Annotated in this window: 25 protein-coding genes and 1 pseudogene; 21 read left to right on the top strand and 5 right to left on the bottom strand. The window is 72.3% G+C overall.

Translation table 11 applies throughout. The features are described from left to right. Positions 1-58 precede the first annotated feature (58 nt). Positions 59-1,414, top strand: coding sequence for a serine/threonine-protein kinase (locus tag ABT154_RS04540; protein WP_502969446.1), 1,356 nt, complete (start codon positions 59-61; stop codon positions 1,412-1,414). Positions 1,415-1,501: 87 nt separating this feature from the next. On the opposite strand, the gene ABT154_RS04535 is transcribed toward ABT154_RS04540, so the two are convergent. Next, the gene (locus ABT154_RS04535; RefSeq protein WP_351852705.1) at positions 1,502-3,223 is read right to left on the bottom strand and encodes a chitinase; all 1,722 of its coding nucleotides are present in this window, start codon (positions 3,221-3,223) and stop codon (positions 1,502-1,504) included. A 379-nt stretch (positions 3,224-3,602) separates the two neighbouring features. Here ABT154_RS04535 and ABT154_RS04530 point away from each other — a divergent pair, with 379 nt between their 5' ends. From ABT154_RS04530 to ABT154_RS04495, 8 genes are all read left to right on the top strand, one after another. Beyond that, on the top strand, positions 3,603-4,490 hold the full coding sequence (locus tag ABT154_RS04530; RefSeq protein ID WP_351852704.1) for a hypothetical protein: 888 nt from the start codon (positions 3,603-3,605) through the stop codon (positions 4,488-4,490). Between the two features lie 88 nt (positions 4,491-4,578). Further along, positions 4,579-5,286: a Flp pilus assembly protein CpaB gene (cpaB, locus tag ABT154_RS04525; protein ID WP_351852701.1), complete on the top strand. Its 708-nt coding sequence runs from the start codon at positions 4,579-4,581 to the stop codon at positions 5,284-5,286. A 7-nt stretch (positions 5,287-5,293) separates the two neighbouring features. After that, on the top strand, positions 5,294-6,559 hold the full coding sequence (locus tag ABT154_RS04520) for a CpaE/TadZ family protein (RefSeq protein WP_351852699.1): 1,266 nt from the start codon (positions 5,294-5,296) through the stop codon (positions 6,557-6,559). Between the two features lie 3 nt (positions 6,560-6,562). Beyond that, on the top strand, positions 6,563-6,925 hold the full coding sequence (locus ABT154_RS04515) for a TadE/TadG family type IV pilus assembly protein (RefSeq protein ID WP_351852697.1): 363 nt from the start codon (positions 6,563-6,565) through the stop codon (positions 6,923-6,925). Beyond that, a complete protein-coding gene (locus tag ABT154_RS04510; protein ID WP_351852694.1) occupies positions 6,922-7,329 on the top strand; it encodes a TadE/TadG family type IV pilus assembly protein in 408 nt (135 codons plus the stop codon). Before ABT154_RS04515 ends, ABT154_RS04510 begins: the two co-directional genes overlap by 4 nt. After that, entirely contained in the window at positions 7,326-8,669 is a 1,344-nt protein-coding gene (locus ABT154_RS04505) for a TadA family conjugal transfer-associated ATPase (RefSeq protein WP_351852692.1), read from the top strand. Before ABT154_RS04510 ends, ABT154_RS04505 begins: the two co-directional genes overlap by 4 nt. Beyond that, positions 8,669-9,610, top strand: a complete 942-nt coding sequence (locus tag ABT154_RS04500; protein WP_351852689.1) for a type II secretion system F family protein — start codon at positions 8,669-8,671, stop codon at positions 9,608-9,610. Before ABT154_RS04505 ends, ABT154_RS04500 begins: the two co-directional genes overlap by 1 nt. Before the next feature lie 10 nt (positions 9,611-9,620). Further along, on the top strand, positions 9,621-10,511 hold the full coding sequence (locus ABT154_RS04495) for a DUF5936 domain-containing protein (RefSeq protein WP_351852686.1): 891 nt from the start codon (positions 9,621-9,623) through the stop codon (positions 10,509-10,511). A gap of 85 nt (positions 10,512-10,596) precedes the next feature. Here ABT154_RS04495 and ABT154_RS04490 read toward each other — a convergent pair whose 3' ends face one another. Together ABT154_RS04490 and ABT154_RS04485 are read right to left on the bottom strand one after the other, a co-directional pair. Further along, positions 10,597-10,779 carry a hypothetical protein gene (locus tag ABT154_RS04490; RefSeq protein WP_351853164.1) on the bottom strand — a complete coding sequence of 61 codons (183 nt, stop codon included), beginning with the start codon at positions 10,777-10,779 and terminating at the stop codon, positions 10,597-10,599. A 212-nt stretch (positions 10,780-10,991) separates the two neighbouring features. Next, positions 10,992-11,267, bottom strand: coding sequence for a hypothetical protein (locus ABT154_RS04485; RefSeq protein WP_351852684.1), 276 nt, complete (start codon positions 11,265-11,267; stop codon positions 10,992-10,994). 160 nt (positions 11,268-11,427) lie between these two features. On the opposite strand from ABT154_RS04485, the gene ABT154_RS04480 reads away from it, so the two are divergent. The 9 genes from ABT154_RS04480 (at position 11,428) to ABT154_RS04440 (ending at position 17,757) form a co-directional block, all read left to right on the top strand. After that, positions 11,428-11,679: a GntR family transcriptional regulator gene (locus ABT154_RS04480; protein ID WP_351852681.1), complete on the top strand. Its 252-nt coding sequence runs from the start codon at positions 11,428-11,430 to the stop codon at positions 11,677-11,679. 133 nt (positions 11,680-11,812) lie between these two features. After that, positions 11,813-11,977, top strand: coding sequence for a hypothetical protein (locus ABT154_RS04475; RefSeq protein WP_351853161.1), 165 nt, complete (start codon positions 11,813-11,815; stop codon positions 11,975-11,977). A gap of 96 nt (positions 11,978-12,073) precedes the next feature. After that, the gene (locus ABT154_RS04470) at positions 12,074-12,289 is read left to right on the top strand and encodes a Flp family type IVb pilin (RefSeq protein ID WP_351852678.1); all 216 of its coding nucleotides are present in this window, start codon (positions 12,074-12,076) and stop codon (positions 12,287-12,289) included. Next, entirely contained in the window at positions 12,286-12,951 is a 666-nt protein-coding gene (locus ABT154_RS04465; RefSeq protein WP_351852675.1) for a pilus assembly protein TadG-related protein, read from the top strand. The genes ABT154_RS04470 and ABT154_RS04465 overlap by 4 nt, the downstream gene beginning before the upstream one ends. A gap of 30 nt (positions 12,952-12,981) precedes the next feature. Continuing rightward, positions 12,982-13,563, top strand: a complete 582-nt coding sequence (locus ABT154_RS04460) for a hypothetical protein (RefSeq protein WP_351852672.1) — start codon at positions 12,982-12,984, stop codon at positions 13,561-13,563. A 9-nt stretch (positions 13,564-13,572) separates the two neighbouring features. Further along, a complete protein-coding gene (locus tag ABT154_RS04455; RefSeq protein ID WP_351852670.1) occupies positions 13,573-14,196 on the top strand; it encodes an OmpA family protein in 624 nt (207 codons plus the stop codon). A 252-nt stretch (positions 14,197-14,448) separates the two neighbouring features. Next, a complete protein-coding gene (locus ABT154_RS04450; protein WP_351852668.1) occupies positions 14,449-15,912 on the top strand; it encodes an amidase in 1,464 nt (487 codons plus the stop codon). Positions 15,913-16,061: 149 nt separating this feature from the next. Continuing rightward, complete coding sequence (locus ABT154_RS04445; protein WP_351852665.1) at positions 16,062-16,448, top strand: hypothetical protein; 387 nt, start codon at positions 16,062-16,064, stop codon at positions 16,446-16,448. 184 nt (positions 16,449-16,632) lie between these two features. Further along, positions 16,633-17,757 (top strand): putative hexosyltransferase, encoded by a 1,125-nt coding sequence (locus tag ABT154_RS04440; RefSeq protein WP_351852662.1) that lies wholly within the window; start codon positions 16,633-16,635, stop codon positions 17,755-17,757. Between the two features lie 79 nt (positions 17,758-17,836). Here the strand turns inward: ABT154_RS04440 and ABT154_RS04435 are convergent. Next, positions 17,837-18,241, bottom strand: a pseudogene (locus tag ABT154_RS04435) (DUF192 domain-containing protein); the annotation flags it as partial. Positions 18,242-18,282: 41 nt separating this feature from the next. On the opposite strand from ABT154_RS04435, the gene ABT154_RS04430 reads away from it, so the two are divergent. Together ABT154_RS04430 and ABT154_RS04425 are read left to right on the top strand one after the other, a co-directional pair. Beyond that, positions 18,283-19,026 carry a prepilin peptidase gene (locus ABT154_RS04430; RefSeq protein ID WP_351852660.1) on the top strand — a complete coding sequence of 248 codons (744 nt, stop codon included), beginning with the start codon at positions 18,283-18,285 and terminating at the stop codon, positions 19,024-19,026. A 25-nt stretch (positions 19,027-19,051) separates the two neighbouring features. After that, a complete protein-coding gene (locus ABT154_RS04425; protein ID WP_351852657.1) occupies positions 19,052-20,554 on the top strand; it encodes a DUF2079 domain-containing protein in 1,503 nt (500 codons plus the stop codon). A 424-nt stretch (positions 20,555-20,978) separates the two neighbouring features. On the opposite strand, the gene mgrA is transcribed toward ABT154_RS04425, so the two are convergent. Then, positions 20,979-22,016 (bottom strand): L-glyceraldehyde 3-phosphate reductase, encoded by a 1,038-nt coding sequence (mgrA, locus tag ABT154_RS04420; RefSeq protein ID WP_351852654.1) that lies wholly within the window; start codon positions 22,014-22,016, stop codon positions 20,979-20,981. Between the two features lie 127 nt (positions 22,017-22,143). Between mgrA and ABT154_RS04415 the strand changes: the two genes are divergently transcribed. Further along, positions 22,144-22,905 carry an isoprenyl transferase gene (locus ABT154_RS04415; RefSeq protein WP_317876611.1) on the top strand — a complete coding sequence of 254 codons (762 nt, stop codon included), beginning with the start codon at positions 22,144-22,146 and terminating at the stop codon, positions 22,903-22,905. Positions 22,906-22,982 lie beyond the last annotated feature (77 nt).

Here is a 22,982-nt window from a genome sequence, read left to right as displayed (position 1 = left end):
CGGCGTGGGGACCTTCATCGGCAGATACGTCATCGAACACAAGCTAGGCGAAGGCGGCATGGGCACCGTCTACCTGGCCCGGTCGCGGGGCGGTCGCGCCGTCGCCGTCAAGGTCGCGAGGCCGGAACTCGCCGCCGACCCCTCTTTCCGCGAGCGCTTCCGCGCCGAGGTCGCCGCCGCCCGGCAGGTCGGCGGCTTCCACACCGCGCAGGTCGTCGACGCCGACCCCGAGGCCGAGGCGCCCTGGCTCGCCACCGCCTACATCCCGGGCCCCACCCTCTCCGGACTCCTCACCGCGAAGGGCCCCATGGGCGAGGAGGCGCTGCGCTCGCTCGGGGCCGCGCTCGCCGAGGCCCTGGAGGCCATCCACGCCTGCGGACTCGTCCACCGCGACCTCAAGCCCGGCAACATCGTGATGGCCCCCGACGGGCCCCGCGTCCTCGACTTCGGCATCGCCCGCGCCGTCGAGTCGACCCGCCTCACCGCCACCGGCTCGGCCTTCGGCACCCCCGGCTACCTCGCCCCCGAGCAGGCCCTCGGCGAGGAGGTGACGGGCGCCGCCGACGTGTTCGCGCTCGGCGCCGTCCTCGTCGCCGCCGCCGGCGGGCGGCCCTTCGGCGACGGTACGCCGATGGGGCTCATGTACCGGTCGGTGCACGAGGCCCCCGACCTCGGCGCCGTACCGGAGGCACTGCGTGGGCTGGTGGGGCGCTGCCTGGCCAAGGATCCGGCCGAACGGCCCACACCGGACGCCCTGATGGACGAGCTGACGGCGGAGGATGGGGCGGCCGGTGCGGGTACGGGTGCGGGGTCCGTGGCGCCGGCCGGGTCACCGGTCGTGGCGGCCGACGTGACTCCGTCCGTGACTCCGTCCGTGACTCCGTCCGTGACGCCCTCGGTGACGCCGGACCCTCGCGTGACGCCCTTCGACGCGCTGCCGGTGCCCGGAGCCACGCCCGCCGAGGCCGTCCCCGCGCCCGACCCCGAGGACGCCGTCCCGCCCCGGCACGCGCTGCCCACCCGTACGGCCGGCGCCCAGGACGCCGTGCCCGTCCCCGTACCCGCGCCCGGGGCCCTCCCCGTACCGCATCCCCCCACCTTCTACGTACCGCCGCAGCCCACCGCCCCGCCGCCGCCCGCGCCGGACTTCGCCGCCGCCGACCGGAACTCCGGCGTCGCCGTCGACGGGAGCGGGGTGGCCCTGCACTTCTACGGCGAGGAGGCCGACTTCCTCTGGAGCGAGATCGCGGCCGTACGGTACGAGCGCGTCCGGCGCGAACGGGCGCTCCTCGTCGCCGTCACCCTCTACGACGGCTCGGTCTACGACTGCGAGCTCGACGGCCGCCGCGCCGCCCGGGTCGACGAGTGGATCCGCCTCCTCGACCCGGTGCTGCGCCACTACCTGCCCGCGTGAGGCGCCGCACGACGAAAACGGCGCAGCGCCGCCGGGGGAGCGGCGGCGCTGCGCTGTCGTTCAGGCCCCCTACGGGACCGTTGAGGGTTACGGCAGGTTGTGCACGTGCGGGCCGACCGCGTTCGACCAGGCGTTGCCCGCCGTCGCGTCCCAGTTGGTCGACCAGGTCATCGCGCCGCGCAGCGTCGGCCAGGCCTGCGCCGGCTTGTAGGTGCCGCAGCCGGTGAGCTTGGTCAGGCAGTCGAGCGCGTTCTTCACGACCTGCGGGTCGACGTAGCCGCTGCCCGCGCCCCGGGTGGAGGCGGGGACGCCCAGACCGACCTGGGACGGGGAGAGGCCACCCTGGATCTGGATGCAGGCGAGCGCGGTGAGGAAGTCCACCGAGCCCTGGCTGTAGACCTTGCCGTCGCAGCCGAGCATCGAACCGCTGTTGTAGTACTGGGTGTTGACCACCGTGAGGATGTCCTTCACGGCGAGCGCGGTCTTGAAGTACTCGGTGCCGGTGCTCTGCATGTCGATGGTCTGCGGGGCCATCGTCAGGACCATGCCGGAGCCCGCCTTGGCGGAGAGCTGGCGGAGCGCCTTGGTCAGGTAGGTCGCGTTGACCCCGTGCTCCAGGTCGATGTCGACGCCGTTGAAGCCGTACTCCTGCATCAGGGCGTACGCGCTGTCGGCGAAGGCGGTCGCGGTGGCGTCACTGTTGATCGTGACGTTGCCCTTCTCACCGCCGACCGAGAGGATCACGGACTTGCCCGCGGCCTTCTTGGCCGCGATGTCGGCCTTGAAGTCGGCGGCCGAGGTGTAGCCGACCGCCGGGTCGAGGGTGAAGGTGATCTGGCCGGGCGTGGTCGTCGAGTCGGCGAACGAGACGGCGATGATGTCGTACGCCGCCTGGACGTCCCGCAGTTTCTGCTTCGCGGCGCCGTTGTCGAAGTTCTGCCAGTAGCCGGTCACTGCGTGCTTGGGCACGGCCGGGCCGGGGCCCGGGTCGGTGGGCTTGGCGGTCCGCGCCGACACGGCGGTGGACTTCGCGGACTCGCCCGCGGAGTTCGTGGCGGCGACCTGGAACTGGTACGCGGTGTCGGCGGTCAGTCCGGTGACGGTGGCCGACGTACCGGTGACCGCCTGCGGGTCGGCGCCGTCCCGGTACACCTTGTAGCCGGTGGCGCCGGAGACCGCGCCCCAGCTCAGGGTGACCGAGCTGGTGGTGACCGTACCGGCGGCGAGACCGGCCGGGGTCGACGGGACGACCGGGTCGGGGTCCTGGCCGCCGCCCCCGTCGGGGCCGTAGACGCTGACGTCGTCGACGAGGTACGGGGAGGTCCCGTACCAGCCGTGGGTGTAGATCTCGACCGAGGTGGTGCCCGCCCCGGTGGTGAAGGTGGTGGTGAGCTGCTTCCAGGACGGGCTGTCGGGCGTCCAGGTGGAGACGGTGCCGGTGCCGGTCCCGGTGCCGCTCGCGCCGAGGTAGGCGTAACCGCCCTGGACCCAGGCGCTCAGCGTGTAGGTCGAGTTGGGCTTCACCGTCACGGTCTGTACGCATTTCGCGTTGTCGAGCCCGGCCGGGGAGGCCTTCAGGGCGCCGGCGCCGGTGCGGACCGGAGTGGAGACGGCGGCGCCGCTCCCGGCGGAACAGGCCCAGTTGGCGAGGCCGTTCTCGAATCCGGCGTTCTTGGCGACGTTGACGTCGGCCGCCTGCGCGGTGCCGGCTCCGCCGACGAGGACGAGCCCGGAGCCGACGGCGAGCGCGAGGGCTCCGGCCAGCCTGCGGCGGCCGTACGGGCGGGGGGTGGTGCGGTCCACGTGCATCCTCCGGTGGGGGAGTTGGGGATGTGGAGGTGCCGTACGTCGTCGTACGGAGGGGTGGTGCTGGGGGAGTGCGGGGGGTTCGGGGGAGTGTGGACGGTGGCCACCGTTGTCGCAACAAGCTGGTCCAGACCAATCGCGTTGTCAAGACCTCTGGCAACAAGCGCTGATCGGGCGGGCGGACGTTCCGAGGTGGGCGAGTCGCGGGCCCGGGGCCCCCGACCTCGAAGAAATGGAAGGAGCTTGGCGGATTGTGTGTTCACCACCCCGGGGGTCGTGGATAGGCTGCAGAGGCGGCAGCACCCTGCGGTGACGCCGTGAACGCGGTAAGTGATCCGCGGCCCCCGGGACGCGGGCGGCCGGCGGGGACGGGGGGTCCGACGTGCCGACAGCGATCGCGGTCACCAGCGCCGATCTGGCGCTGCCGCCGACCGACCCCGGGACCCCGCACGCCACCGTCCTCCCGCCCCCCGGCACGCAGTCGCTCGACGCCTCGATCGCCGACATGCAGCAGCTCCTCGCACGCTACGGACACGTGGTCGTCGTCTGCCCCGCCTCCGCGCCGACCGCCGTCGAGAACCGCCTGCGCGCCGTCCGCGCCCTGCTCGAAAGCGACCGGATCGCCCTGGTCCGCACCGACCTGCCGCCCCTCGGTGCGGCCGTACTCGTCCGCCAGCTATGTCAGTTGGCGGGCTGCGACTTCAGCCCCGGCGTCCTCGCCTCCGCCGCCCGGCTGCTCGCCCACTACATCTACGCCGGTGCCGTCCTCGGCTCCGTCTCCCGGCTCGACCGCGTTCCCGTCGGTCTCGGCTCCCACCTCAAGAGCTGGCTCCCCGGCGCCCACTTCGCCGTACTCGCCGGACCCACCCCGCAGGTCGTTCGCATCGGCAACGGCGAAGAGCCCCTCGCCGGACCCGAGTTCACCACCGAACTCCTCCTCGCCCGGGGCCAGCTCCAGACCGACTGGCCCACCTCCACCCTCGTACCCCGGTGGCGGATCCAGGGCGCCGTCCAGGAGACCCCGCTGCCCGAGGCCTCGGCCGGGTGGTGGGGCACCGGCAAACTCGTCGAGTTCGCCGCGTACCTCCCCGACCTGCCCGTCCTCTACCAGCTGGTCTCCTCCGTGCGGCGCGAGAACTGCCGCTGGTGCGCCATGGAACTCATCGGGGACCGCTGCGGATTCTGCGCCGCGCCGGTCCCGGCACAGCAGGCACAGCAGGCACAGCAGGCACAGCAGGCGCATGCCGTCGCGCTGGACGCGGCACCGTGAACGGAACCACGTCCAGCCGGAGTCTCCGGCTTCGCGAACCCCAGCCCCGTCCGTCCGGACCCACGTCTCCGATCGAGGTAGTACGGCCATGAACTCCCGCCAGCGCCGCGGCGTCATCCTGCTGCTGCTGTCCGTCCTGTGCGCCCTGGGCGCGTTCGCCGGTGTGCTCGCCGTCATCAGCGACGTGAACTCCAAGGTCGGGCCGGAGACCACCGCGTACCGGATCAAGAGCGACGTGGACCCCTACGCCGCCCTGCGGCCCAGCCAGTTCGAGAAGATCTCCATGCCCGAGCGGTGGCTCTCCGCCACCGCCGTCACCGACCTCCGCCAGATCGAGGGCAAGATCGCCGTCACGGAGCTGAAGGCGGGCTCCCTCCTCCAGACCGACATGATCGTCGAGCGCCCCGCGCTCCAGCCGGGCCAGCAGGAGATCGCCATCATGATCGACGCCGCCACCGGCGTCGCGGGAAAGATCAACGCGGGCGCCACCGTCAACATCTACGCCACCTTCTCCGGCGACAAGAAGGGCGAAGCCGCCCAGTCCCGGATGATCGTCGCGGGCGCCCGCGTCCTCGACGTCGGCAAGCTCACCCCGATCGGCGACAGCGCCGGCCGCGCAGGCCGCACCAACGAGGCCGTGCCCATCTCGTTCGCGCTCTCCACCCTCGACGCCCAGCGCGTCGCGTACGCCGAGTCCTTCGCCGAGCACGTACGCCTCGCCCTGGTCGCCCCTAGCACCGGCGGCGCCCCGTCCGACCAGCGCGACCGCACCTACACGCTCGAAAAGGACAAGTGAGGCCGGTATGACCACCAGGATCCTGCCGGCCGTCGGCGACCCCGACGCGGCCCGGTCCGTCAGCACCCTCATCGGGCAGCTCCCCGACGCCGAACCCTCCCCGCCGGTCACCGACTCCACCCAGCTCGTCGACACCCTCGCGCGGCTCGCCGCCGCCTCCCTCGACGAACTCCCCGAGGTCGTCCTCGTCCACGAGCGGATCGGCCCCGTCCCCGCCCTCGAACTCGTCCGCGAGGTCGCCCTCCGCTTCCCCGCCGTCGGCGTCGTCCTCATCACCGCCGACGCCAGCCCCGTCCTCTTCTCCGCCGCCATGGACTCCGGGGCGCGCGGCCTCGTCACCCTCCCGCTGGGCTACGAGGAACTCGCCAGCCGCGTCCAGGCCGCCGCGCAGTGGTCGCTCGGCGTCCGCCGCCACCTGGGCGCGGGCGCCGAACAGATCACCGGCCCCGGCGGCACCGTCGTCACCGTCAGCGGCGCCAAGGGCGGCGTCGGTGCCACCGTCACCGCCGTCCACCTCGCCCTCGCCGCCCGCGCCTCGGGACGGACCGTCGCCCTCGTCGACATGGACCTCCAGAGCGGCGACATCGCCTCCTACCTCGACGTCCAGTTCCGGCGCTCCGTCGCCGACCTCGCCGCCATCACCGACATCTCGCCCCGGGTCCTCCAGGACGCCGTATACGTCCACGAGACCGGGCTCTCGCTGCTCCTCGCCCCGGCCGAGGGCGAGCGCGGCGAGGAGGTCTCCGACCGCGCCGCCCGCCAGGTCGTCAGCGCCCTGCGCGGGCGCCACGAGGTCGTCGTCGTCGACTGCGGCTCCCAGCTCAACAGCGCCAACGCCGCCGCGATCGAGATGGCCGACACCGCCCTCCTCGTCGCCACCCCCGACGTCGTCTCCGTCCGGGCCGCCAAGCGGACCGTACGCATGTGGGAACGGCTCCAGGTCCGCAAGGCGGAGGAGACGGTGACCCTCGTCAACCGCCACCACCGCTCCACCGAGATCCAGCCGCCGCTCGTCCAGAAGATCACCGGCACCCGGGTCGCGGGCGTCGCCGTCCCCGCGAACTTCAAGGAACTCCAGGCCGTCGTCGACGCCGGCAAGCTGCACGAACTCGACGCCAAGTCCACGGTCAAGCAGGCGATCTGGTCCCTCGCGGGCGAACTGGGCCTGGTCGGCGTCCCCGCCCAGGCGGCGGCGGGACAGCCCGGCAAGCAGCTGGCCCGCGCGGGCGACCGCGGCTCACTGGGCCTCCGCCGCCGCACCGGAGGCCGCTGAACGATGCGTACCGACCGGGACGACAGGGGGCAGGTGGCGGTCGAGCTCCTCGGCATGGTGCCGCTGATCCTGCTCACCCTCGCCCTGCTCTGGCAGGTCGTCCTGGTCGGCTACACGTACACCCTCGCGGGGAACGCGGCGGACGAGGCGGCGCGGGCGTGCGCGGTGGACGACGACTGGAGCGAAGCCGCCCTGCGACACCTCGACGGCGCCTGGGCGGCGGGCGCGCGGCCGAGCTGTTCGGTCGAGGGCGGCATGGCGAACGCGGTCGTGGCGATCAGGGTCCCGGTCCTGTTCCCAGGAGTGGGCGGGCTGTTCACGGTACGGGGGAAGGCGGGCGCGGTGTACGAGGGGGAGGGGCCGTGAGCGGGTTCATGCGGGGTCGTACGGGCAAGGCCACCGGCAAGGTGACCCACGACCGGGGCCAGGCAGCCATCGAGTACCTCGGGTTCCTTCCGATCCTGCTGCTCGTCGGGCTCGCCGGGTTCCAGCTCGGGATCGTCGCGTACGCGGCCCAGCAGGCGGGTACGGCGGCCCGCGCGGCGGCACGTGCGGCGAGCAGCGACGCGGAGGACGCGCCCGGCGCCGAGGCGGCGGGCTACGCGTCCGCCGACTGGGCCACCGGCGTCGAGGTCGCCCGTGGCGGCGGCGAGGCCGTCGCCACCGTCCGCGTCCGTGTTCCCTCCGTCGTGCCCTTCTGGAGCTTCGACGAGATCACGAAGACCGCCACCATGCCGATGCCCGAGACGCCTCAGGAGGACCTGCGATGAGCCTGCGCGCCCGGATCAACGCCCCCGAGGAGCAGAGCGGCGCCGCCGCCCGGGAGGACAGCCACCTCGTCGCCTCCTTCCGCGCCAAGCTCCTGGAGGAGATCGACCTCACGGAGATGTCGGCGCTCGCGGCGGCCGAGCGGCGCGCCCGACTGGAGCGCGTCCTCGGCCACATCATCAGCCGCGAGGGCCCGGTCCTCTCCACCGCCGAGCGCTCCCAGCTGATCCGCAGGGTCGTCGACGAGGCCCTGGGGCTCGGCGTACTCGAACCGCTCCTCGAAGACGCCTCGATCACCGAGATCATGGTCAACGGCCCCGACCAGATCTTCATCGAGCGCAACGGCCGCGTGGAACTCCTGCCGCTCCGCTTCGCCTCCCACGACCAGCTGATGCAGACCATCGAGCGGATCGTCTCGACCGTCAACCGGCGCGTGGACGAGTCGAACCCGATGGTCGACGCCCGGCTGCCCTCCGGCGAGCGCGTCAACGTCATCATCCCGCCGCTCTCCCTCACGGGCGCGACGCTCACCATCCGCCGCTTCCCGCGCGCCTACACGCTCCACGAGATGATCGGCCTGGGCTCCCTCGACGAGCAGATGCTGCTGCTGCTCTCCGGGCTGGTGCAGGCCAAGTTCAACCTGATCGTCTCCGGCGCCACGGGCACCGGGAAGACCACCCTCCTCAACGCCCTCTCCGGCCTCGTCCCCGACGGCGAGCGCATCATCACCATCGAGGACTCGGCCGAACTCCAGCTCCAGCAGTCCCATGTGATCCGACTGGAGGCGCGCCCGCCGAACATCGAGGGCCGCGGCGCCATCTCCATCCGCGACCTCGTCCGCAACTCCCTGCGCATGCGCCCCGATCGGATCATCGTCGGAGAGGTCCGCGGCGGTGAGACCCTCGACATGCTCCAGGCGATGTCCACCGGCCACGACGGCTCGCTCGCGACCGTGCACGCCAACTCCGCCGAGGACGCCCTGATGCGCCTCCAGACCCTGGCCTCGATGTCCGAGGTCAAGGTCCCGTTCGAGGCGCTGCGCGACCAGATCAACAGCGCCGTCGACGTCCTCGTGCAGCTCACCCGGCACCCCGACGGCACCCGCCGCATCACCGAGATCTCCGTCCTCGCCTCGCACGGGCGCGAACGATTCCTGCTCGCCACGGTCTGCCGCTTCCAGGCGCAGCCGCTCGCCGCCGACGGACGGGTGTACGGGCAGTTCACCTACCACCCGCTGCCCCGGCGCGTCGCCGAACGCCTCTACCTGGCGGGCCAGCCCATCCCGCAGGCCTTCGGCGTGGCGGCGGACGACGCCTATCTGACCACCCGAGAGGCCGAGTGATGACCGACCCCTTCTGGCTGACGGTGGGCGTGACACTGCTCGCCGCCGTACTCGGCGTCGTCGGCGTCCAGTCGTACGCGAGCGGGGCCCGCCGGCACGCGGCGCTCGTCGCCCGCCTCGACGACTCCGGCGCACCCGAGGCCACCGGCCGGCGGCGGCGCCGTTTCCGGGGCGTCGACCGGCGGGTCCGGCGGACCGCCCTCGGCCGGAAGCTGGAACTGCGGATCGCGGCCACCGGACTCGACGTGACGCCCGGGGAGTTCACGGTGGCGCTCGCGGCGACGGTGGCGGTGCTGTGGGTGGTGGGCCAGGCGGCGCTGTCCCCGTTCTTCGGCCCGATCTGCGGGCTCCTCGGCGTGTGGGTGGCGATGGGCTTCCTCAACTGGCAGCGCCAGAAGCGGATCGAGAAGTTCATCAACCAGCTGCCGGAGCTCTCCCGCATCCTGGCCAACGCCACCCAGGCGGGGCTCGCCCTCCGGATGGCGCTCAGCCTGGCCGCCGACGAACTGGAGGCACCGGCGGGGGACGAGCTGGAGAAGGTCGCCCAGCAGCTGGCCGTCGGCACGTCCCTCGACGACGCCCTCGGGGAGCTGGCCGAACGCCTCCCCTCCCGCGAACTCGTCGTCCTCGTCACCACCCTGGTGCTCGCCAACCGGGCCGGCGGCACCGTCGTCTCCTCCCTGCGGAACCTCACCGAGACGCTGGAGGAGCGCAAGGAGACCCGTCGCGAGGTCCGCACCCAGCTCTCGCAGGTGAGCATGACCGCGTACTCGGTCCCCGTGATCGGCGTCGGTTCGCTCCTCCTCATCGACAACATGCAGCCCGGCGCGCTCGACCGGATGACCGGTTCGGGCATCGGGCAGTTCGCCGTCATCGCGGCGTTCGCGCTGTACGGGGTGGGCTTCGTGGCCATCCGCCGCTTCTCGAAGATCGACGTCTAGGGGCCGCGCCGTGGACCTCCTCCTCGCCCTCCTCGCCGGGCTCGCCGTCGCCGGGATCGGCTACGGCCTGCGGCTCTACCGGGCCGACGCCAAGCTTCCCGACGACCTCCGGCTCGCCCTGGAGGTCGGCGCGACCCGCACCGGCGCCGTCGACTCGGCCGTCGACCGCCTGGGGATGCGCTGGTCACCGGCGGTGCTCCGCCTGATGGGCCCCAAACGCGTCAACGCCGTACGCCGTCGGATCGACCTCGCCGGAAACCCCGGCGGCCTGACCATCGACCGGTACGGGGCGCGGCGGGCGGTCTACGGCTTCCTGGGCGTACTGGGCGGGCTGCTGATGCTGTCGAAGGGGTCGTTCCTGGTCGCGCTCCTCCTCTTCGCGTTCGGGGCGTTCTGGACGGAGGTCGGGATCTGGTCGGCGGTCCGCATCCGCAAGGACCAGATCGAACGCACCCTCCCGGACTTCCTGGACGTGCTGGCGGTCGTGGTCAGCGCGGGCCTCGGCTTCCGCCAGGCCCTCGAACGCGTCGCGGAGAAGTACGAGGGTCCGTGGGCCGACGAACTCCGCATCACGCTCCGCCAGATGGACATGGGCGTCAGCCGCCGCCAGGCCTTCGACGAGCTGCGCCGGCGCAACGACTCCGAGCAGGTCGCGCAGTTCGTGACGGCGCTCCAGCAGGGGGAGGAACTGGGCGCGCCGATCGTCGACACGCTCATCCAGATCGCCACCGACATGCGCCGTACGGATGCCCAGAACGCCCGCCGCAAGGCCGCGAAGGCCGTCCCGAAGGCCACGATGGTCATCACGACCCTGATGGTCCCGGCGACGATGATCCTGCTGGGGGCGGGCCTCTTCCTGGGCACGGGGACGGACTTCGGGGCGGTGACGGGCGGCGAGTGAGCCGCCGTCGAGCCCGCCCGGGCCTCTGACGCCCGCCGTGGACGGGCGGCGCACCGCGCGCCGCCCGTCCGGGCCCGCCGCGCGCTCACCCGCCGGTGCCGCCCCGGCGGGTGTCCCGGTCGTGGAACAGGTCGAGCACGTCCGGTAGCGGCGGGTAGTGCGGCGCGCACTCGGGGCAGGCGTAGACGTTGAACCCGGGCCCGGAACTCTGGTGCACCTCGGACACGACGACCGGGTCCGCCGTGATCGCACCACAGCGCACGCACATCCGTACGGGCCTTCGGGCCCTCCGCACCTCCGTCCCCGGCCCCGTGGCGGTCGAGTCCGTCAGGCACGGCCACGCCGCCCCGAGCGCGTCACGGTGCTCGTCGCCCTCGTGCCCGACGGGAAGCACGCACGGCGAACGGCGACGCCCCGGACCGGGCCGCCGAGCCCCGCACGGCTCCGAGTCGGCCACGGGGGCCGGGAGGGTCGTCGAGGTCATGACGCCACCGCCAGCCCGTGCGGGTCCCGGGCGTCCGGAGCGAGCCGCCGCCGCTGTCGCGCGTCCGCGAGCAGGTACAGACGGAAGAGGGCCGACTCGTACCCGTCGAGCGGCACGCCGAGCACGGGCGGGGCCGTCGCCGGGGCCAGGGCCGGGCGATACGGCACCGGGCCGACCGCCCACACGGCGGTACGGGCCCGATGCCGACCGCCACTCCGGGCCCCGAACACCAGCTTCGCCCACAGGAAGAGGGCACGGATAAGGTCTGTCATGTCGACCTGCTTTCTTCAGGTTGGCCACGCCCCGGGAGTCCTGATCCGACTCGCCGGGGTCCTTCCGTTTTGAACGCTAGCCGCACTCGTATGTCTTGTCTACCTCGTCTAGAACGTTGCCCATATGTTAGGCGTATGACACGTAGCTAACGTCCGGTGCATGGATATAGACCGCTTTGATCCGACGCCCATCTACAAGCAGGTCGCCCAGGTCATCCGTGGACGGATCGAGTCCGGCGAACTCCGGCCGAGGGACCCGATCCCGTCCGAGTCGAAGCTCGTGGCCGACTACGGCGTCGCGAGGGACACGGCACGGCAGGCCGTCGCCCTCCTGCGCTCGGAGGGCTGGGTGATCACCCTTCCGCAGCGGGGCAGCTTCGTCGCCGAGCAACCGCCCGGGGCCGGCGACTGACGTACGGGCGTCCGCTCCATCCGGGAGGAGCTGGCGACAGCTGTCTCAATCTCACCTCAAGTTGCCGATCCGCCTTCGCGCGCGCAACCGCATGTGACAGAGTGCGGACCGAGTGTGAGAGGGGGTGGACGTGATGGACCTGACTGCCGAGGGCCTGAACAACCGGCGTATCGCCGCGACTTGCTTCATCGCGGGGAAGATGGTCAAGCGTCGGAACGGCCGCGTCTTCGCTGAACTCCCCACCCCCGTGCGCGCCGAGGCCATAGCCTCCTGGCTGGGCCTCGGGCCCACCCGATGACCAGGGCCCGCACCAGGGCCCACGGGCCCTGTCCGCCGACCCGCAGGTCGGCGTACCGCGCCCACACGCAAGCGTCTGAACGCGGAGGGGACCACGATGAACGACGCGATGCTGAGGACCCTGGCCAGGGCCAGGACGCGGCTGACCGACTGGACGGACCGGCAGGCACGGGACCGCGGGCAGACGGCGGTGGAGTACCTGGGGATCATCGTGGTGGTGGTGGCGATCGTGGTCGCTATCAGCGGCACGGGCCTCGGATCCACGATTCTGACGGCGATCGAGAACAAGATTGCCGAACTGACCGCCGAGTGATCGGTGGCAGGGGCGGGGACTCTGGGCAGGCCTTCCCCGCTTACATTGCGGTGATTGCCGGAGTTCTGTTCCTGGCTTTCGTTTACTTCGCCGTGGGCCAAGCTGCGGCGACACGCAATGGCGCGCAGACTGCTGCGGACGCTGCTGCGCTTGCCGCTGCGCAGAATGCTCGCGACCAGCTTCGCGATCGATGGCTTGAGGTACTCCTGGTCCCGGATCAATGGGGTCCCTTTCTCCGAGGGGAGGAGTACTCGGTGGGTCTGGCGTGTGAGCGTGCTGCCTCGTTCGCGGCACGCAACGAAGCGAAGCTCGCCAGCGGTGGCTGCGAGCCCCTTGCATCGGGCAGTCAAGGCTTCAGGGTGACGGTGAGCACGACGGAAGCAGTGGGGCGGTCGATCGTTCCCGGCACTGAGTCCCGTCACGCCGTCGCCTCGGCGGAGGCAGTCGTGGAGCCGCTGTGCACGTTCGATCCCCTGGAGCCCACAGCCGATCCGTCGTCGGAGACGCCGTCGGCACCCACGGAAACACCGCCTCCCGACGATGACGAGGAGGGCGAGCCGATCGTGGGACTCACGTGTGGCGACAAGGAGTGGAAGGTCGATCCCGAAGCGCCGATGCTGCCCGATGTGTCCGACCTCTTCACAGTGCGCCTCTACAACTGACTGCGACGATGACCGAGGAATGAGCGGAACATGAACGTGCGCTATGGAAGGAACGCCTGCCGGGCGGGTGCTGTCGTTGCCGCGACATGCGTGGCTGTCCTTCTCGCCGGCTGCGGCGCAGAGGATAAGCCGAAGTCGACGGACAAGCCGGCTGCGACGTCGTCGGCGCCTCAGAAGGGGGCTGGCGCCGAGCCGTCGGCGGCTCTTGAAGAGCCTGCGGAGCCGCTGGCTGTCCTGAAAGGCCAGGACGGGTTCGAGGTGACCATTAATTCGGCGGTTCGCGATGCCGGAGGATTCTTGACCGTCAAGGGTGTTCTGAAGAACACCTCGGACAAGGGGCGCGCCGTTCCCGACATGAGGGGGGTCGAGACGGAAGTACTGAAGCACGGCAAGTCCCTGGGGGGAGCCACGTTGGTGGACGCCATAGGAAAGAAGCGCTACTACGTCCTACGCGATACGGACGGCCGTCCGCTGACCACGACCGGCCTGGGCATCCTCTCGGCCGACGACGCCGTCGAGATCTTCATGCAATTCCCCGCCCCGCCCCCGGCCACCACCGACGCCTCGCTCCAGCTCCCCACCTTCGAACCCGCCACCCTCAAGCTCTCCTGAGGCGACGCCATGACGAAGACGACAAACCGCCGCCTCGCCGCCCTCGCGCTCGCCTCCGTGGCCCTCTGGCCGGTCGCCGTACCGACGGCGTACGCCGACGATCCGCCCGGGGCCGCCGGCAGCTCCTCGCCCGCGCCCGTCATCGACGCGAAGGCGCCCGGCCTCATGCTCCCCGACGGTGCCACCCTCGCCCCCGCCAAGGTGCTCGACATCAAGCAGATCGTCGAGGACGAGGGCGGTGAGGAGCGGCGCCAGGACACGAACGTCGACGTGACGTTCGCGTTGCAGGCCGAGGTCCTGTTCCCGAAGGACAGCGCGAAGCTCTCGCCCGCCGCGACCTCCCGTATCGCCGCCATCGCCGCCGAGATCAAGAAGATGGGGTCCGGCCGGGTCAGGGTCTTCGGGTTCACCGACAACCTGGGGACGTACGAGCACGGGCTGAAGCTCTCGAAGCAGAGGGCCATCGCCGTGCAGCAGGTCCTCTCGCGTGCCCTCGAACCGGGCACGGCCTTCGACATCCGCGGGTACAGCGAGGACTACCCCATCGCCGACAACGGCACGGAGGAGGGCCGGAGGAAGAACCGCCGCGTCGAGATCTCCTTCCCGCGCACGACGCCGCCCGCCACGCCCTGAGGCGGACAGGTCCTGTGTCGCGCGGTGGTGGCGTGGATGCCGCCGCCGCGCTGGAAGACGGTCCACCAGGCGCCGTCGCGCGGCGTCCGGGCGTACCCCCTCCCCGGAAGAGGGCCCGAAGCCGGTGGCGAACCCGTCCAGGCTTACGTCAACATCGTTGACGGGCTACGCGGGCAACGGTTCGATGCTGCCATCGAGAGGGTCGTCCGCCTGTCCACGCGACCCTCCGTCGCTTCAGGAAGGGACCCGCGCATGACCGACCTCAACGACCTCACCGGCTCGACCGACCTCACCGGCTCCACCGACCTCGCCTATATGCCGGCCACCGAAGCCCTGAACCGTTTCCGGGACCGCTCGCTGTCGCCGGTCGAGCTGATGACCGCTGTCATCGCGCGTGCCGAAGCTGTCGAGTCCAAGGTCAACGCCCTCGCCGAGCGGACCTTCGAGGAGGCGCTCGCCGCCGCGCGCGAGGCCGAGGCGCGGTACGCGGGCAAGGGGGAGGCGCCCCGTGCGCTGGAGGGGCTGCCGGTGGCGACGAAGGAGGAGCAGCCGCTCGCGGGCCGCCGCAGCACGGACGGTTCGCTGGCCTTCCGGGACGAGATCGCCGACGAGACGCACCCGGTCGTCACACGGGTCCAGGACGCGGGCGGCATCGTGCACGCGCGGACCACGACCCCGGAGTTCAGCTGCGCGGCCTTCACGCAGTCGCGGCTGTGGGGTGTGACGCGCAACCCGTGGAACCTGGAGTTCAGTCCGGGCGGTTCGTCGGGCGGCGCCGGTGCCGCGCTCGCGGCCGGTGAGACGACGCTCGCGACCGGCTCCGACATCGGCGGCTCCATCCGCATCCCCGCCTCGTTCACGGGCGTGGTGGGATACAAGCCGCCGTACGGCCGCGTGCCGGCGATGGCGCCGTTCAATCTCGACACGTACTGCCATGACGGTCCGATGGCACGGACCGTCGGCGACACCCTCCTCCTGCAGAACGTCATCGCGGGACCCCACCCGCTGGACGCGGTCTCGCTGCGCCCCAAGTTCACGCTGCCCGAGCGGTTCGAGGGCGTCGAGGGCGTCAGGGTGGCGCTGTCGGTCACCCTCGGGGACTGGCCGGTCGATCCCGAGGTCGAGGCCAACACCCGCGCGGTCGCGGAAGCCCTGCGCGCGGCCGGAGCCGTCGTCGAGGAGGTGGAGGTCCCGATCATGCGGGCGGACGTGATGGAGGCGGCGATGATCCACTTCGGCTCCGTCTTCGGCCCGTACGTCACGTCGGTCGCCGCCGAGCACGGTGACCTGCTCAACGCGTACGCGCTCGACTTCGCCGAGCGGTCCGCCGAGGCCGCCCGCGAGTCCGGAAGCGTCATGCACGGCCTGGAACTGGAGGCCGCGATACAGGCGACGCTCGGCACCCTGCTCGACCGCTACGACGTGCTGCTCTGCCCGACGACCGCCATCCCGGCACTGAGGGCGGACGACGACTACCTGTCGACCAAGGTCGTGATCGGCGGCGTCGAACTGGACTCCTATCTGGAGGCCGCGATGACCACGGTCTTCAACATCGCCAGCCGCTGCCCGGTGCTGAGCGTGCCGTCCGGATTCGCCTCGACCGGTGTGCCGACGGGAGTCCAGGTCGTCGGACGCACCTACGACGACGCCACCGTGTTCCGCGTCGCCACGGCGATCGAGGCGGTACGCCCGTGGACCGGTCGCCCGCTCCTCTGAACGAGGCGCGTCGGCCGACTCGTACGTACGTCCAGGAATCCACGTAAGGGGGACACTTCGCGCCCCCTGTGGAAAACCCGTCGAAAGACGGTGCCAGGAAGGCGTAAAGAGGGCGGGACATCCCCGTCCGGCAGGTCCATTCTGGACGGATGACGGCGACTCCGAACACGGCTCCGGCCGCGACCCCGAGCGTGCAGCTGGTCAGTGACCTCGTCACCCGGATTCCCGAGTTCCGGGGCGCGTACGAGACCCATGTCTTCCATCAGGGGGGCGTGGTGCCGCACGTGTTCTTCTGGGACGTCGTGCAGGACACCGTCCGTTCCTACCTCGGTGAGGTCCCGGGCGCGGCGGACTGGCGCCGCACGCTCGACTTCCTTGAGGAGCAGAGCTGCCGGGGGGTCGTCGGCGTCGACGAGGTCATCGTCACGTCCTTCCTCGGCGACCTGCCCTCCCCGCAGGAACCGGGACACGCCATCGTCCAGCAGCTCGGTCCCGTCATGGCCGCGAGGTTCGTCCGCATAAGGCCCCTCGGCTGACGGGGCCCTCGCGCCCCTGGCCGACCATCCCCGCCGCCCGCCGCCCGCCGCCCGCCGCCCCGCCGTCACCTCCGCCGAAGTGGGTGCATAGGTCCATGGTTGTCGCCTGTGCGGCCGGCTGGAGGTGGGTTCGCGCGCACGATGTGGTGTCGAGGGCGGCGCCGGGCATTCGATAATCGGGCGTATGTCCCGGCCCGCCGCGCTCGCCCGCACCTCGCTCCTCACCCGAACCCCCGCCCTCGCCGCCCTCGGCGGCTACGCCGCCACCCGGCTCGTCGGCCTCTTCGTCCTCGCGATCACCGCCGCCGCGACCGGCAAGGACGGGCTGCACCGGCTCAACGGCCGCTGGGACTCCGTCTGGTACGTGCGCATCGCCGAGCACGGTTACGGGTACGAGGTCACCCTGCCGAACGGCGACCTCCACTCCGACCTGGCCTTCTTCCCCCTCTTCCCGGCCCTCGAACGCGCGGTCTCCACCGTCCTGCCCCTGGACGCGGCCACCGCCGGACTGCTGCTCTCCTGGAGCGCCGGGCTCGCCGCCGCCTGGGGCATGGCCAAGTGCGGCGAGCACGCCTTCGGGCCCCGCGCCGGGGTCCTGCTCGCCGTCCTGTGGGGCGTGTACCCGACCGCGTTCGTCCAGTCGATGGCGTACACGGAGACCCTGTTCACTGCCCTCGCCGCCTGGTCGCTGTACGCGGTCCTGCGCGGTCGCTGGATCCTGGCCGGCGTCCTCTGCGCCGCCGCCGGGCTCACCCGGCCGACGGCCGTCGCCCTGATCGCCGCCCTCGGGATCACGGCCCTCGTCGCGCTGATACGGGACCGGCGGTTGCCGCTGCGGACCCTCGCGGGCGTGCTGATCGCCCCGCTCGGCTGGCTCGCCTACATCGTGTACGTCGGTGTCCGTCAGGGTTCTGTGACCGCATACTTCGACGTCCAGGCCGCGTGGGGCAACTCCATCGACGGCGGTGTCGCCCTCGCCCTGTTCATCGCGGGCCTGCCCTGGCCGGCCGCCCTCGGCCTCTGCGCGGCGCTCGCGCTGCTCGGCTGGCTGCTCGTGCTGTGCGTACGGCAGCGGCAGCCGCTGCCCGTGCTCGTGTACACGATCGGCGTCGTGCTCGTCTCGCTCGTCGGCGCCGCGTACTTCGGGTCCCGGCCGCGGCTGATGATGCCCGCGTTCGGACTCCTGCTGCCGCCCGCCGTGGCCCTCGCGCGGCTGCGGACCCGGACCGTCGTCCCGGTCCTCGGCGGGCTCGCCCTCGCGTCGGCCGTGTACGGGGCGTTCACCCTGCTGGGTTCGGGCCCACCGTAAGCCCACCGCCCGTGCCCGTGTCCGTGCCCGTGCCCGTGCCCGTGTCCGAGCCCGTGTCCGTGTCTACGACTCCGGCCGTATCCGCATCCACGCGCACGCGTACCCCCGCCCGCAGCCCCCACCCCGCCATCGCCCCCGCCTCCGCCTCCAGGACGTGCCGGCCGCGCGGGCGGATCATGCCGAGCCGGCCGGGTCGCATCGTGACCACCGAGAGGACCCTGAACGCGCGGTCCAGATGGGCCACGTCGATCGCGAACCGCATGCCGAAGGTGTGCACGCTGTTCGTCCGGACGATCAGCAGCGCCCCCGCGACCCCGTCCCGCCCGAGCAGCCCCCGCCGCCGCGCCCGGTACGAGGCCGCGACCTCCAACGGCACCGAGCCCTCAGCCCCCACCGAGCCCCCGGTCGGCACCGAGCCCTCAGCCCCCACCGAGCCCCCGAGCGCCACCGTCAGTCTCCCCGTCCCGTCCTTCCATTTCCCCATGCGCCAGACCGTAGCGGTCCCCCGACCCTAGGGTCGGGTCCGTGGACCTCACCGTCGCCGTGATCGCCGTCGCCGCCCTGTGGGGGGCCGCCGTCGGGCTGCTCGTGCCGCGTGCCGCGTACCGGCTCTCCGTCGCTCCCGAGGAGCCGTGGCGGGACCGCTGCCCCGCCGGGCACCCGCTCGCCGGGCCCGCGCGCGGCTGGCTCGGCGGCCCCGGCCGGCGTGATTGCGCGACGACCGCCGCCCCGCTCACCGCGCCCCTGCTCACCGCCCTGGCCTGCGCCGCGCTCGCCGCCGCCACCGGCGGGCCCCGTCCCGAGCTGGCGGTCTGGCTGCTCGGCGCGCCCTTCGCCGTCCTCCTGGCCTCCGTCGACGCGCGCGCGCACCGGCTTCCCGACGGGCTCACCCTGCCGCTCGCCGTCGCCGTCCCGCTGCTCCTCGGCGGCGCCGGACTCCTGCCGTACGCCGCCGGATCCTGGACCCACGCCCTGCTCGGCGCGCTCGCCCTGGGCGGCGCCTATCTGGTGCTGTTCCTGGTCAACCCGAGCGGCCTCGGCTTCGGTGACGTGAAGCTGGCGCTGCCGCTGGGCGCGGCCCTCGGCTGGTACGGCTGGGGCGTCCTCTTCGCCGGGGCCTTCGCGGGCTTCCTGCTCGGCGCGGTGTACGGCCTCGGTCTGGTGCTGCTGCGGCGGGCCGGCCGCTCCTCGGCGATCCCCTTCGGGCCGTTCATGCTCGGAGGCGGGCTGCTCGGCCTGCTCCTCGGCGCGTTCACCGCCCTTCCGTGAAGGGGTCTCTCTAACATCGCCCCACATGCGGACAATTGATACCGAACTGCCCGTGGCGGCGACCGCCCCCGAGCCTCCGCCGCCCGCCCCCTGGTACCGCCGCCCCGCCCTCGTCCCCTGGGCGTGGGCCGCCGCGCTCTGCGTCCTCTACGCGACCGTCGCCGTACGCCGTCACCAGCTCCTGCGCACCACCGGCTACGACCTCGGCATCTTCGAGCAGGCCGTCCGCGCCTACGCCGAACTCCGCGCCCCCGTGGTCCCCCTGCGCGGCGAGGGCTTCAACCTGCTCGGCGACCACTTCCACCCCCTCCTCGCCGCCCTCGCCCCCTTCTACCGGCTGTGGCCCTCCCCGCTCTGTCTGCTGCTCGCCCAGTCCGCGCTGCTCGCGCTCGCCGTCGTCCCACTCGCCCGCCGGGCCGGCCGGGTCCTCGGCCCGGCCGCCGCCCACACCGTCGCCGCCGGATACGGACTGAGCTGGGGCATCGCCTCCGCCGCCGCCTTCGACTTTCACGAGGTGGCGCTCGCCGTCCCGCTGCTCTCCTTCTCCCTGGAGGCGCTCGCCCGGCGGCGCTGGTGGCAGGCCGTCGCCTGGGCCGCGCCGCTGCTGCTCGTCAAGGAGGACCTGGGCTTCACCCTCGCCGCCGTCGGCGCGTACATCGCCCTCAAGGGGCCCAGGAGACTCGGTCTCGCCACCGCCGCCGCCGGAGTTTTCGGCTCGCTCCTGGAGATCAAGGTCCTGCTGCCCGCCGTCAACCCGGGCGGCGGCTACGCCCACGGCGGGAACCTCGAGGACATCCACGGCTCGCTGCTCGCCACCCTCGCCCACGCCCCGCTCGACGTGCTCCGCCCCGAGGCCAAGGCGGTCACCCTGATCCTGGTCTTCGCCCCTTCGGCGCTGCTCGCGCTCCGCTCACCGCTCGCGCTGCTCGCCGTCCCCACCCTGGGCTGGCGGCTGCTCTCCGAGAACGGCTTCCACTGGGGCACGTCCTTCCACTACAGCGCGATCCTCATGCCGGTGGTCTTCGCGGGCCTGGTCGACGTCCTCGGCCGCCGGGCCCCCGACCGGCGGGAGCTGCGGGGCGTGCTCGCCACCGTCCTCGCCGTGACCGTGGTCCTGATCCCGTCGTTCCCGCTGGCCCAGGTCGTCCAGCGGACGACCTGGCGCACCACCCCGCACGTGGAGGCGGCCCGCGCGCTGCTCGCCCGTATCCCCGACGGCGCCACCGTGGCCGCGTCCAACCGGCTCGCCCCGCAGCTCACCGCCCGCTGCACGGTCGTCCTCTTCCCGACCTTCCCGGTGGGCGGCGATCTGTACGGGTACAGCCCGGCGCGCGTCCCGGCCCCGACGGCCGAGTGGATCGTCCACGACGCGCGGGCGCCCGAGGCATGGCCGTACCCCTCGGGGCACTGGCCCTATCCGCTCGCCCGGCAGGAGGCCGAGCTCGCCGAGGCCGAGCGGACGTACGGCTACGAGGTCGTCGCCCGCCGTGACGGCATCACCCTGCTCCGGCGCACGCCCCGCTCCTGACGCCGGAGGTCATGACGTCGTACGGCCCGCCGCCGACGCCGTACGACCCCCTCCTGACCTGCCGGGAAGCCGCGCCCCGCGCGGTCGGCGGCCCCCGTCCGTCAACGGGGCGCCCCACCCCTCCGGTCCCTCGTGGGAGGGACGGAACTCCGCCGCCGCGCCGGGGCGCAAACCCGCCACGAGGGCCCGCAGCCCTTGTCCCGTACGGGATCCGGGGCATTACACGGGCTTCGTTCGGCGTACGTGGCGCGCAACACGACTATCGAAGGGTTATGGTGGAAACCCCCCCTCGGGCCGGTCCGTATCCCCCCCACGGACCGGCCCGTTTTTCTTGCCCGGCGGCTCCGGGGGAGCCGGCCCGGGACCCCCGGAGGCCTCGGCCCCGGTCGGCCCAGGGGTCTCGGCCCGGGTCCGCCCAGCGGCCTCAGCCCCGGCCGGCCCAGATGTTCGCGCCCCGGGTGTCCACCGCGAACGAGTCGATCTCCGCCAGCTCCTCGCCGGTCAGCGGCGCGCCCGCCAGCGCTGCCACGTTCTCCTCCAGCTGGGCGACGCTGGACGCGCCGATCAGCGCCGAGGTCATCCGCGCGTCGCGCAGCACCCACGACAGCGCCAGCTGCGCCAGCGACTGCCCGCGCCGCTCCGCGATGTCCGCGAGGCCGCGCAGGCGCCGCAGCACCTCGTCGGAGAGCAGGTTCGGGTCGAGGGACTTGCCCTGGGTGGCCCGCGAGCCCTCCGGGATGCCCTTCAGGTACTTGTTGGTGAGCAGCCCCTGCGCCAGCGGCACGAAGGAGATGCAGCCCATGCCGGCCGCCTCCAGGGTGTCGAGCAGGCCGTCCTCCTCGGTCCACCGGTTGATCATGGAGTACGAGGGCTGGTGGATCAGGGCGGGGACGCCCATCTCGCGCAGGATGCTCGCGGCCTCGGCGGTCTGCTCGCTGTTGTACGAGGAGACGCCGACGTACAGCGCCTTGCCCTGCTGGACGGCGGAGGCCAGGGCCCCCATCGTCTCCTCCAGCGGGGTGTCCGGGTCGAAGCGGTGCGAGTAGAAGATGTCGACGTGGTCGAGGCCCATCCGGTTCAGGGAGGCGTCGAGCGAGGACAGCAGGTACTTGCGGGAGCCCCACTCGCCGTACGGGCCGGGGTGCATCTCGTAGCCGGCCTTGGTGGAGATGATCAGCTCGTCGCGGTACGGCGCGAAGTCCTGGGCGAAGAGCTTGCCGAAGTTCAGCTCGGCCGAGCCGGGCGGCGGCCCGTAGTTGTTCGCCAGGTCGAAGTGGGTGACGCCGAGGTCGAAGGCGCGGCGGAGGATCGCGCGCTGGTTGTCGAGCGCGCGGTCGTCGCCGAAGTTGTGCCAGAGGCCGAGGGAGATCGCGGGGAGCTTGAGGCCGCTGCGGCCCGAGCGGCGGTACTCCATGGCGTCATAGCGGTCCGCGGCGGCGCGGTACAGGGGGGAATCAGTCACGTATCTCTGCTTATCACGGACTTGTGACAGTCCCGGGCTGGGAGCCTGTCGCCCGTGCGCAGTAGTGTGGCGGCCTGCGGACCGCCGATGCCTGGCGGACCGCCGCTGCACGGAGGGGTAAAGAACGGTGAACCTGCGCGACCTGGTGTACGGGCTCTACGCACGCCGGGTGGAAGGCCGCCTCGACCATGCCCAGGTGCCCAAGCACATCGGGGTCATCCTCGACGGGAACCGCCGCTGGGCCAAGGCGTCCGGCGGGACCCCCGAGCAGGGACACAAGGCCGGCGCGGACAAGATCCAGGAGCTGCTCGGCTGGTGCGCCGAGACAGACGTCGAGGTCGTCACGCTCTGGATGCTCTCCACGGACAACCTGAACCGGCCCGAGGAGCAGCTCGTCCCGCTGCTCGGCATCATCGAGAACGCCGTCCGCTCGCTCGCCGCCGACGGCCGCTGGCGGGTGAACCACGTCGGGACGATGGACCTGCTGCCCGCGCGGACGCAGTCCGTCCTGAAGGAGGCCGAGCAGGCCACCCACGCCAACACGGGAATACTCGTGAACGTGGCGGTGGGGTACGGCGGCCGGCAGGAGATCGCGGACGCGGTCCGCTCGCTGCTCCTGGAGCACTCGGAGCGCGGGACGAGCTTCGAGGAGCTCGCGGAGATCGTCGACGTCGAGCACATCTCGGAGCACCTGTACACGCGCGGCCAGCCCGACCCCGACCTGGTGATCCGCACCAGCGGCGAGCAGCGGCTGTCCGGATTCATGCTGTGGCAGAGCGCCCATTCCGAGTACTACTTCTGCGAAGTGCACTGGCCGGCCTTCCGCAAGGTCGACTTCCTGCGGGCGCTGCGCGACTACGCCGCCCGGCACCGGCGCTACGGAAACTGACCCCGGAGCACTCCCCCCGGACCCCTCCCGGACCCCAGCCGGACCCCAGCCGGACCCCTGACGGACCCCTCCCGGGC

This window comes from Streptomyces sp. NPDC001728 (assembly GCF_040297565.1).
GTDB lineage: Bacteria > Actinomycetota > Actinomycetes > Streptomycetales > Streptomycetaceae > Streptomyces.
This window is presented reverse-complemented; position numbering and strand designations above follow the sequence as displayed.

Excerpts from the sequence above, each read along its gene's own strand:
- ABT154_RS04485 (WP_351852684.1), bottom strand. The coding sequence starts at position 11,267 with ATGACAGACCTTATCCGTGCCCTCTTCCTGTGGGCGAAGCTGGTGTTC.
- ABT154_RS04450 (WP_351852668.1), top strand. The coding sequence starts at position 14,449 with ATGACCGACCTCAACGACCTCACCGGCTCGACCGACCTCACCGGCTCC.
- ABT154_RS04455 (WP_351852670.1), top strand. The coding sequence starts at position 13,573 with ATGACGAAGACGACAAACCGCCGCCTCGCCGCCCTCGCGCTCGCCTCC.
- ABT154_RS04470 (WP_351852678.1), top strand. The coding sequence starts at position 12,074 with ATGAACGACGCGATGCTGAGGACCCTGGCCAGGGCCAGGACGCGGCTG.
- ABT154_RS04505 (WP_351852692.1), top strand. The coding sequence starts at position 7,326 with ATGAGCCTGCGCGCCCGGATCAACGCCCCCGAGGAGCAGAGCGGCGCC.
- ABT154_RS04475 (WP_351853161.1), top strand. The coding sequence starts at position 11,813 with ATGGACCTGACTGCCGAGGGCCTGAACAACCGGCGTATCGCCGCGACT.
- ABT154_RS04490 (WP_351853164.1), bottom strand. The coding sequence starts at position 10,779 with ATGTGCGTGCGCTGTGGTGCGATCACGGCGGACCCGGTCGTCGTGTCC.
- ABT154_RS04480 (WP_351852681.1), top strand. The coding sequence starts at position 11,428 with ATGGATATAGACCGCTTTGATCCGACGCCCATCTACAAGCAGGTCGCC.
- ABT154_RS04500 (WP_351852689.1), top strand. The coding sequence starts at position 8,669 with ATGACCGACCCCTTCTGGCTGACGGTGGGCGTGACACTGCTCGCCGCC.
- ABT154_RS04540 (WP_502969446.1), top strand. The coding sequence starts at position 59 with ATGGGCACCGTCTACCTGGCCCGGTCGCGGGGCGGTCGCGCCGTCGCC.
- ABT154_RS04535 (WP_351852705.1), bottom strand. The coding sequence starts at position 3,223 with ATGCACGTGGACCGCACCACCCCCCGCCCGTACGGCCGCCGCAGGCTG.
- ABT154_RS04460 (WP_351852672.1), top strand. The coding sequence starts at position 12,982 with ATGAACGTGCGCTATGGAAGGAACGCCTGCCGGGCGGGTGCTGTCGTT.
- ABT154_RS04445 (WP_351852665.1), top strand. The coding sequence starts at position 16,062 with ATGACGGCGACTCCGAACACGGCTCCGGCCGCGACCCCGAGCGTGCAG.
- ABT154_RS04520 (WP_351852699.1), top strand. The coding sequence starts at position 5,294 with ATGACCACCAGGATCCTGCCGGCCGTCGGCGACCCCGACGCGGCCCGG.
- ABT154_RS04515 (WP_351852697.1), top strand. The coding sequence starts at position 6,563 with ATGCGTACCGACCGGGACGACAGGGGGCAGGTGGCGGTCGAGCTCCTC.
- cpaB (WP_351852701.1), top strand. The coding sequence starts at position 4,579 with ATGAACTCCCGCCAGCGCCGCGGCGTCATCCTGCTGCTGCTGTCCGTC.
- ABT154_RS04440 (WP_351852662.1), top strand. The coding sequence starts at position 16,633 with ATGTCCCGGCCCGCCGCGCTCGCCCGCACCTCGCTCCTCACCCGAACC.
- ABT154_RS04425 (WP_351852657.1), top strand. The coding sequence starts at position 19,052 with ATGCGGACAATTGATACCGAACTGCCCGTGGCGGCGACCGCCCCCGAG.